Source organism: Escherichia sp. TW14182, from assembly GCF_000208525.1.
In the GTDB taxonomy this organism is placed as follows: domain Bacteria; phylum Pseudomonadota; class Gammaproteobacteria; order Enterobacterales; family Enterobacteriaceae; genus Escherichia; species Escherichia ruysiae.
In genome coordinates this window covers 1-9095 of record NZ_AEJZ01000185.1, presented here as the reverse complement: position 1 = coordinate 9095, position 9095 = coordinate 1, and the positions used below count along the sequence as shown (strand labels likewise).

Genomic DNA, 9095 nt, shown 5'->3' with positions numbered 1-9095 from the left:
TATCAATATCAATATTTCCTTTATATAATGATATTCGTGTTATTGCGTATTTATCATAAATATTAATTTTCCTGTAAATGAGAGATCTTATTTTATTAGCGAATTTTCTATTTAGTTCATTGGCAAGGATTTTCTGTTTGTCTATTTTTTCCAATGCATCTTTGAAAAAGACGTTAAAGCAGCGCGAAATATGTTGACAATAATGCTTATGCAGAGAGTGATAATTCTTGATTAAATCATTAAAACCGTCAGGGGTCATGAAATTAATTTTTGAGGATACGGATTCACCATTGATTATATAGTTGCTTATATATATTTGTGAATTCACTTCATTGGGTGCGATATGTTCATCTGAACAATCAAGTGTTATTAAATTGCTATCTATTATTGATAGTAGATGAAAGAAATAAACACATCTTTCTTTTTTTCTTTTAGACAATGAACTAATTTCATATGATTGTGATTTCATTAATGACGTAATTGAGTTAAATATGTTTTTATCGTTATCGGGCTTGCCATTCTTTTTTGACATTTCTTGGAAAGCAAAAACTTGTTTGTGAGGCTCAAATAGTTTTTCGTAAAGTTCGCCTGTTGGGACAGCTTCTTTTATTAATTTTTCTTCTTGTAATTGATAGTCTATTATTGGATGATTGGACCAATACTGTAATGGTTCCAACTCAATATTAGGATCGCTTTTATTGAATTCTTTCGTGAGTAAAGCCCAAATTTTTTCGTCGTTTTTTTTACAGCTTATTATTAGTGAAGTATAAACATAGATATCTTCTATCTTGGTGGCTTTATAGGCAATGATATCAATTTCTCTGGCTATTTTTGCCACATCATCAATATAATACTTGTTGTTTATTACATTCCATTTGTTGCTGATCAATATCTTTGATATCTTGTTTTCCAAGATAAAGCCTGTGGATTTAATATTTTCAGAAAAAATTGTTAGGTCCATTTATACTCCTCTATTGATTGCCTTGATTTATACAATCGCTCATGGTTTATCTATTTATAAATGCCTATCACGCTGCAATTGCCTTATATTTCTGCGTCTGAACGTAATCTCCCCACCACTGCATCAGCTCTGTTCTCTCAGCAAGATACTCAGCACGATTGTAAGCGGCTATGATTTCGTTGTTCTTAGTATGAGCTAAGGCTGATTCAAGCACCTCTGTTCTAAATTTACCACTTTCTTCAGCAGCCGTTCTTGCTATAGAGCGCATTCCGTGAGCAACCAGTTCACCACCGAATCCCATACGGATAATTGCAGCATTGGCTGTTTGTTCATGCATGTGGTTAAGAGGGGCCTTAATACTTGGGAAAACCCACTCTCTATGACCACTGATCGGTTTAATTGACTCAAGGATGCGCATAGCTTCTTTGCTCAGAGGAATCTTGTGAGGGCGCTTCATCTTCATAAACTCACCGGGGATGTTCCAGAATCGATTATCTTCGTCTATATCACTCCACCGAGCGCGGACAGCTTCTCCCGGACGAACCCACGTAAGGAGTTGCCACTCAATTAGAAGACGTGTTTCGAGTCGTATAGAAGCGTTAGATAGAGCAATTAAGAATCGGGGTAAATCATCTGGTGGTAAAGCTGGCATATTTTGCTTCTTGGGTTTGCTGAATCTCTGACCGAGATTGTCAGCAGGATTGAACTCAATAAGTTCTTCTGTCGCAGCCCAACGAAAAATTTCATTTAGGCGTGAAATGATACGGCGTAGTGTTTCCAGCACGCCTCGTTGTTCTATGGGGTCAAGGTGTTGTTTTAAGAGCTTGGGACGGATCTCTTTGATCGGAACGTTGCCTAAGCCGGGGAAGATATTTCGTTCAAGGCTCCGCCAGATATCTTCTGCATGGTCTGTAGAGATACCAGAAGTCTTGACCTTCTCATCTAACCATTTCCTAGCAACCGCCTGTAGCGTGTGCTCAGTGGCATTCTTAAGGGCATTGGCTTTATCGTTGTTGTGAATCTGCGGATCGATACCACTTGTAAGCAATGACAAGTATTCATCACGTAAAGCCCGAGCTTTGGCAAGTGTGAGATGAGGGTAGGTTCCTAAGCTCATCTTTGTTCGCTTCTTACTTACTGGCACTGCATACCTGAAATACCAATTTTTCTTACCACCCTTTGATAGGGGAGCGATTCGTAGCATCAGGCCATCACCGTCAAAAAGGTTGATTTCCTTTTCTGCGGGCTTGGTATTTTTGATTTCAGTGTCAGTGAGTTTCTTAGCGATCTTTGCCATTTTAGGACCCTCGATTTTGGGACCCTTTGCGTTGGGTCCTAAAAAGGGTGCCATAACGTGTAGCTTCTAGCAAATCTCAGTAGACTTCTGTAGACGTAAAAAAGCCCGCAAGGCTGGTTCCATGCGGGCTTAGTAGACTTCAGTATACTTCAAACAACTAAAAAGTGGTGGAGCTGGCGGGAGTTGAACCCGCGTCCGAAATTCCTACATCCTCGGCACTACATGCTTAGTCTGTCTTTACATTCGCTTGCCAGCTGCGGACGGACACGCCACTAACAAACTAGCCTGATTAAGTTTTAACGCTTCAACCCCAGGCAGGGCTTCCACGCGATCTCTTTTGGGTTTGACCTCTCTTGATCCCCGTCCTAAGAGCGGAGGCTAGGGAGAGAGGGCTCTAAGCAGGTTATTAAGCTGCTAAAGCGTAGTTTTCGTCGTTTGCGACTATTTTTTGCGGCTTTTTACGAGGCCAACCGCCCCTCGGCATGCACCTTGGGTTTCGCAAATCCCGTCGAATCCAGAATCAGCCCCAATGTGTAACGGCGAGTATACCAGATTTGTGAGCGTCATGACCAGCCCCAATGGCGTTATCGTTCAGGATTTAGCGCCCGCGTAGCATGATTTTTATTCGATTAAGCAAAGGGATGACGACATCTGTATCAAATATGATAGCCGATAAGATGTGCATTCGCGCCACCGGAGAGGGAGGCGCGGTGAGGATCTGCAGTATATGTGATGCAGGTTTAACGGTGAGCGTTTTTCATGATACGCGCTTTATCAACCTGCCATTCACGTTCTTTAATGTCGGAACGTTTATCGTGCTGTTTCTTACCTTTCGCGACGCCGATTTTCACTTTGCACCAGGCATTTTTCCAGTACAGAGAGAGCGCCACTACGGTATAGCCTTCACGATTGACGCGACCATATAATGAGTCCAGTTCGCGCTGATTGAGAAGTAACTTGCGGGTACGAGTAGGATCGCACACCACATGTGTGGAAGCCACAGCCATCGGCGTGATATTTGCGCCAAACAGGAACGCTTCTCCGTCGCGCAGAAGGACATAGCTGTCGCTAATATTGGCTTTTCCTGCGCGCAGGGATTTAACTTCCCAGCCTTGCAGGGCAAGTCCCGCTTCGAACTCTTCTTCAATAAAGTATTCGTGACGGGCGCGCTTGTTAAGCGCGATGGTCGCTGAACCAGGTTTATGTGCTTTTTTCTTCGTCATAAGCGTCGTGAATCATCGGTAATCTGAAATCGAAAATACCCCATATCAATCCTGCGGGGGACAAGGCTCTATCTTAGCATGAACACGATGTTACCCAGCGCCGGGATAGCGTTTTTTTTACAGCAGGATAAATGATATTATTTGTTGGATTTTTGTTGATGGAATTTGTTATGCCTCAAATTAGCCGGACCGCACTCGTTCCCTACAGCGCGGAGCAAATGTATCAGTTAGTGAATGACGTTCAGTCTTATCCTCAGTTTTTGCCAGGTTGTACTGGAAGTCGGATTCTGGAGTCCACTCCTGGACAGATGACCGCTGCGGTAGATGTCTCTAAGGCTGGGATCAGCAAAACGTTTACTACCCGCAACCAGTTGACCAGTAACCAAAGTATTCTGATGAATCTGGTTGATGGGCCGTTCAAGAAATTGATCGGCGGCTGGAAGTTTACACCGTTGAGTCCGGAAGCGTGCCGTATCGAGTTTCACCTCGACTTTGAGTTTACTAATAAGTTGATTGAACTCGCCTTCGGTCGCGTGTTTAAAGAGCTGGCGGCTAATATGGTGCAGGCTTTCACCGTGCGAGCAAAAGAGGTTTATAGTGCCAGGTAAAATTGCTGTAGAGGTAGCTTACGCGTTACCAGAGAAGCAGTATTTGCAGCGTGTAACATTGCAGGAGGGCGCGACGGTTGAAGAGGCAATTCGCGCAAGTGGTTTGCTGGAATTACGTACAGATATCGATTTAACTAAAAATAAAGTCGGCATTTACAGTCGTCCGGCAAAACTGAGCGATATCGTGCGCGAGGGCGATCGAGTAGAGATTTATCGACCACTGATTGCCGATCCGAAAGAGCTTCGTAGACAGCGCGCAGAAAAATCGGCGAATAAATAGCAGGCAGAAAAAAGGTGCTCACTGAGCACCTTTTTTAATCGCTATAAACAGCAAGTTTTATTCGTTGCCACTCAGCGCAGGTTTGTTATCAATATTGGTCAACACACCGCTGCTGTTAAAGGTCAGCGTCAGAGTTTGCTGCGTTACACCTTCATGGCCTGGTTGCTGGCGGAAGACATAGAACCAGGTATTCGTACCAAATGGATCGGACATCAGCGGTGTACCCAATGCGTACGCAACTTGTTGTTGCGTCATGCCAACGCGTATTTTGGACACGTCGTTAGCGGTCAGATAGTTCCCCTGGTTGATGTCAGGACGGTAAACCACTCGCTCCAGAGTGGAACAGCCTGCGGTCAACATCAATAGTACTGCTGCTGCAGCAGTCAGCGTTTTACAGCGCATAGTGATTTGATTCCTTTTCGGGCCCGAGCAGTACGTGGCTCATCTGTAATATGCCGATGATAATAGACCTTTCATCACTTTAAAACCTTTTGCTTTCCGGTCTTACGGCGTTTTGCTGTTTATTCTGACCGTGAAGCAGGAAAAAAGTTTACGCTGCCAGTAGTTCTTTCGCGTTCGCCAGCGTGTTGCGTGTGACTTCACTGCCGCCAAGTAGGCGCGCCAGCTCTTGTAACCGCGCCTTTTTATCCAGGGATTGCATATGCGTTTCGGTCATAGCGCCATCGGTTTCTTTGCTGACAAAATAGTGTTGATGACCGCATCCTGCAACTTGTGGCAGGTGGGTAACACACATCACCTGGGTTGATTCACCAAGCTGACGTAGCAGTTTGCCGACAACTGCCGCTGTCGGACCGCTAATCCCCACATCCACTTCATCGAAAATAAGCGCCGGGGTTTCCATTTTACGCGCGGTGATGACCTGAATTGCCAGTGCGATACGGGACAATTCACCACCGGAGGCGACTTTGGCAATGGGCTGCATCGGCTGACCTGGGTTGGTGGTTACCCGAAACTCAATACGATCAGCGCCGTCAGTGCCCAGGTGATGTTCGTCAAATTTAACATCAATCGTAAACTGGCCATGCGGCATGGAGAGCGCCTGCATACTGTCGGTGATCAGGTGCGCCAGCTCAGTTGCATAGTGCTGGCGTTGCAGGTGTAATGCGCGCGCCGTTTCCAGCGCCTGCTGATGATGTTTCGTTACCGCCAATGCGAGTGTTTCTTGCGAGTCAGCTTGATCGTCCAGTTGCTGCTGTTCTTCCAGTAGCGACTGGTAATACTGTGGCAATGCCTCAGGGCTGACGTGATGTTTACGTGCCAGCGAAATCTGTTTGGAGATGCGCTGTTCAAGTTCAAACAAGCGGTTAGGGTCGAGATCCAGACGATCGCAGTAGTGGCGTAATTCGTCACTGGCTTCGGCAATCTGGATAGTAGCCTCTTCCAGCATATCAAGTACGCCGGACAGTTTGCTGTCCATACCAATCAATTCGCTGACCAGTTGTTTAGCGGTGTAAAGCTGGCTTTGCAGGTTCGCATCTTCACCGTCGGCCATTAATGCCAATGCATTCTGGCTGGTCGTAAGCAATTGACCGCTGTTAGCCAGACGTTTGTACTCTTCGTCGATTTGTTCAAACTCGCCGGGCTGCGGATTAAATTCGTTTAATTCTTTTAATTGGTATTGCAGTAGTTCAGCTCGGGCGGCGCGTTCCTGACTGAGTTGTTGATGATGCGCGAGGTCACGGCAGCTTTGATGCCACAACTGATAACGTGCGGTCATTTCCTGGAGCAGAGACGTTTCATTGGCGTAGCCATCAAGCAGGAATTTCTGATGCTCAGGTTTGGTGAGTAACTGATGAGCGTGTTGACCATGGATCTGAATCAGCAACTGACCCAGTTCGCGTAGCTGAGACAGCGGAACAGCCGTACCGTTGATAAAACCACGAGAGCGACCATCACTACTGATAACACGACGAAGCAGGCATTCGTGGCCATCTTCCAGTTGGTTTTCTTCCAGCCAGTGCAGTGCTGCGGGCGTATCTTTCAGTGAAAAACGGGCGCACAGATCAGCGCGGGCAGCGCCGGTACGCACCATGTCGGCTTCAGCACGACCACCGAGACACAGGCCGAGAGCATCTATCGCAATAGATTTACCCGCGCCGGTCTCGCCGGTTATTACGGTCATGCCGCTGTGAAAATCAATCTCAAGCTCACGAACGATAGCAAAATTGCTGATGGTCAGTTGTGCCAACATAGTTGTTTTCCTGTATGAAAAACCATTACTGTTATTGTGTACAGTATAAACTGGTTTTATATACAGTAAAGAGGCTGGCATAAAATTAGAATAATTTTTTTGACCAGCCGAGTTTGGTACTTAATGTATTGAAATAGCTGTAATCTTTCGGATGAATTAGATTCAGATGGTAATCACAGCGACGAATCAGGACATCTTCACCTTCCTGAATCGGCAGTGCTATCTGACTGTCACAACTGATTTCCAGGTCGTTACGTCGATGCGAAAAACGCAGGCGGATCGTGCTGCTGCTGTTTATGACCAGTGGTCGCGCTGACAACGTATGCGGGAACATGGGCACCAGGGTAATCGCATCCAGAGAGGGGGTCAGAATTGGGCCACCCGCCGACAGAGAATAGGCGGTAGAGCCTGTAGGTGTCGAAATAATCAGTCCATCAGATCGCTGAGAAAACGCAAAGATCTCGTCGATGTACACTTCGAACTCAATCATATGCGCCACTTTGCCAGGATGTAGTACCACTTCATTAATCGCGGTGCTGATGCGTTTCTGGCAATCTTGCTGACAGACCTGCGCTTCCAGCAAAAAACGTTTCTCGCTGATGTAATGACCTTCCAGCACATCGGCTAATTGTTGCTGGGCGTTATCGGGATCAAGGTCAGTCAGGAAACCCAGGTTGCCACGGTTGATTCCAATAACTTTAATATCGTAACGGGCGAGCGTGCGCGCCGCGCCCAGCATATTACCGTCGCCACCAACGACTACCGCGAGATCAGCCAGTTGCCCAATCTCCGCGAGCGTACCAGTTTTCACATTCTTCAGTTGTAGTTCGTGAGCGATTTGCTGCTCGACGATGACCTCGTAACCTTTTGTGCACAGCCAGCGGTAGAGCATTTCATGTGTTGTCAGTGCAGTAGGGTGCCGTGGGTGTCCCACAATGCCAATACACTTGAAATGATTATTCATTTTTCCGAGGTCCTTGTTGCGAAGATTGATGACAATGTGAGTGCTTCCCTTGAAACCCTGAAACTGATCCCCATAATAAGCGAAGTTAGCGAGATGAATGCGAAAAAAACGCGGAGAAATTCATGAGTAGTAAAGAACAGAAAACGCCTGAGGGGCAAGCCCCGGAAGAAATTATCATGGATCAGCACGAAGAGATTGAGGCAGTTGAGCCAGACGCTTCTGCTGAGCAGGTGGATCCGCGCGATGAAAAAATTGCGAATCTCGAAGCTCAGTTGGCTGAGGCTCAGACCCGTGAACGTGACGGCATTTTGCGCGTAAAAGCGGAAATGGAAAACCTGCGTCGTCGTACTGAACTGGATATCGAAAAAGCGCATAAATTCGCGCTGGAAAAATTCATCAACGAATTGCTGCCGGTGATTGATAGTCTGGATCGCGCGCTGGAAGTGGCTGATAAAGCTAATCCGGATATGTCTGCGATGGTTGAAGGCATTGAGCTGACGCTGAAGTCGATGCTGGATGTAGTACGTAAGTTTGGCGTTGATGTGATTGCCGAAACTAACGTGCCGCTGGACCCGAATGTGCATCAGGCTATCGCAATGGTGGAATCTGATGATGTAGCGCCGGGTAACGTACTGGGCATTATGCAGAAAGGTTATACGCTGAACGGTCGTACGATTCGCGCGGCGATGGTTACTGTAGCGAAAGCAAAAGCTTAATTACTGTTTTCGTAATAAATTACGGCCCGGCATGTGAATGCTGGGCCGTTTTCGTTACTCCGCCACACTCTCGCGCAGCGGTTTCACAGGAAAAACTTTTACCTGCTTAATCATATTGTCCTGTACGTCGAGAATATCGATATCGTACTCGCCAATACGCACGCGAGTGCCTGCGACAGGAATCTCTTCCAGTGCTTCCAGAATGACGCCATTAACCGTGCGTGCATCGTCTTCCGGCAGATGCCAGTTAAAGGCTTTGTTGATTTCTCGCACGTTGGCGGTGCCATCAATAATCACCGAACCGTCGTTTTGCGGAGTGACTTCTTCGGCAAGCGTTGGCGACATCGACGTGGTGAAATCGCCGACAATCTCTTCCAGAATATCTTCAACCGTCACCAGCCCCTGAATATCGCCGTATTCGTTGACAACCAGGCCGACTTTCTTTTTATTGCGTTGAAATTTAACTAATTGGGTACTGAGCGGCGTGCCTTCCGGCACAAAATAGATTTCGTCCGCAGCGCGCAGCATAGTTTCTTTAGTGAACTCTTTTTTCTCCGACATGAGCCGCCAGGCTTCACGCACACGCAACATGCTGATAGCGTCGTCCAGCGAGTCGCGGTACAGCACTATGCGCCCGTGAGGAGAGTGGGAGAGCTGACGGAGAATCGATTTCCAGTCATCGTTGATATCAATACCGATAATTTCACTGCGCGGCACCATGATGTCATCAACGGTCATTTTTTCCAGATCGAGTACCGACAGCAGCATATCCTGGTTACGACGGGAAATTTGTGACCGCGATTCGTGCACAATGGTGCGCAACTCTTCTTTACT

10 protein-coding genes and 1 other RNA gene are annotated in these 9095 nt (G+C 46.7%); 3 read left to right on the top strand and 8 right to left on the bottom strand.

The features are described from left to right. From EQY_RS0115700 to smpB, 4 genes are all read right to left on the bottom strand, one after another. The coding region (locus EQY_RS0115700) for a hypothetical protein (RefSeq protein ID WP_000366283.1) at window positions 1-961 on the bottom strand (961 nt) is incomplete at its 3' end. Between the two features lie 67 nt (window positions 962-1028). Continuing rightward, complete coding sequence (locus tag EQY_RS0115695; protein WP_167853601.1) at window positions 1029-2258, bottom strand: integrase domain-containing protein; 1230 nt, start codon at window positions 2256-2258, stop codon at window positions 1029-1031. A 165-nt stretch (window positions 2259-2423) separates the two neighbouring features. Then, window positions 2424-2786: a transfer-messenger RNA gene (gene ssrA / locus EQY_RS24780) on the bottom strand. 212 nt (window positions 2787-2998) lie between these two features. Next, window positions 2999-3481 (bottom strand): SsrA-binding protein SmpB, encoded by a 483-nt coding sequence (smpB, locus tag EQY_RS0115690; protein WP_000162574.1) that lies wholly within the window; start codon window positions 3479-3481, stop codon window positions 2999-3001. Window positions 3482-3651: 170 nt separating this feature from the next. On the opposite strand from smpB, the gene ratA reads away from it, so the two are divergent. Beyond that, window positions 3652-4089 carry a type II toxin-antitoxin system toxin RatA gene (gene ratA / locus EQY_RS0115685; protein WP_024191158.1) on the top strand — a complete coding sequence of 146 codons (438 nt, stop codon included), beginning with the start codon at window positions 3652-3654 and terminating at the stop codon, window positions 4087-4089. Continuing rightward, window positions 4079-4369: an RnfH family protein gene (locus EQY_RS0115680; protein ID WP_001117836.1), complete on the top strand. Its 291-nt coding sequence runs from the start codon at window positions 4079-4081 to the stop codon at window positions 4367-4369. The genes ratA and EQY_RS0115680 overlap by 11 nt, the downstream gene beginning before the upstream one ends. A 57-nt stretch (window positions 4370-4426) precedes the next feature. Here EQY_RS0115680 and bamE read toward each other — a convergent pair whose 3' ends face one another. From bamE to nadK, 3 genes are all read right to left on the bottom strand, one after another. Next, window positions 4427-4771 (bottom strand): outer membrane protein assembly factor BamE, encoded by a 345-nt coding sequence (bamE, locus tag EQY_RS0115675; RefSeq protein WP_001203438.1) that lies wholly within the window; start codon window positions 4769-4771, stop codon window positions 4427-4429. 148 nt (window positions 4772-4919) lie between these two features. Then, window positions 4920-6581, bottom strand: coding sequence for a DNA repair protein RecN (recN, locus tag EQY_RS0115670; RefSeq protein ID WP_000880898.1), 1662 nt, complete (start codon window positions 6579-6581; stop codon window positions 4920-4922). An 85-nt stretch (window positions 6582-6666) separates the two neighbouring features. Beyond that, on the bottom strand, window positions 6667-7545 hold the full coding sequence (nadK, locus tag EQY_RS0115665; protein WP_001059169.1) for an NAD(+) kinase: 879 nt from the start codon (window positions 7543-7545) through the stop codon (window positions 6667-6669). A 122-nt stretch (window positions 7546-7667) separates the two neighbouring features. Here nadK and grpE point away from each other — a divergent pair, with 122 nt between their 5' ends. Continuing rightward, on the top strand, window positions 7668-8261 hold the full coding sequence (gene grpE / locus EQY_RS0115655) for a nucleotide exchange factor GrpE (RefSeq protein ID WP_010351929.1): 594 nt from the start codon (window positions 7668-7670) through the stop codon (window positions 8259-8261). Window positions 8262-8315: 54 nt separating this feature from the next. Here the strand turns inward: grpE and EQY_RS0115650 are convergent. Beyond that, the coding region (locus tag EQY_RS0115650; protein ID WP_000311384.1) for a transporter associated domain-containing protein at window positions 8316-9095 on the bottom strand (780 nt) is incomplete at its 5' end.

What these genes read in the sequence shown, in the direction of transcription:
- grpE (WP_010351929.1), top strand. Translation starts at nt 7,668, where the DNA reads ATGAGTAGTAAAGAACAGAAAACGCCTGAGGGGCAAGCCCCGGAAGAA.
- EQY_RS0115695 (WP_167853601.1), bottom strand. Translation starts at nt 2,258, where the DNA reads ATGGCAAAGATCGCTAAGAAACTCACTGACACTGAAATCAAAAATACC.
- ratA (WP_024191158.1), top strand. Translation starts at nt 3,652, where the DNA reads ATGCCTCAAATTAGCCGGACCGCACTCGTTCCCTACAGCGCGGAGCAA.
- bamE (WP_001203438.1), bottom strand. Translation starts at nt 4,771, where the DNA reads ATGCGCTGTAAAACGCTGACTGCTGCAGCAGCAGTACTATTGATGTTG.
- nadK (WP_001059169.1), bottom strand. Translation starts at nt 7,545, where the DNA reads ATGAATAATCATTTCAAGTGTATTGGCATTGTGGGACACCCACGGCAC.
- recN (WP_000880898.1), bottom strand. Translation starts at nt 6,581, where the DNA reads ATGTTGGCACAACTGACCATCAGCAATTTTGCTATCGTTCGTGAGCTT.
- smpB (WP_000162574.1), bottom strand. Translation starts at nt 3,481, where the DNA reads ATGACGAAGAAAAAAGCACATAAACCTGGTTCAGCGACCATCGCGCTT.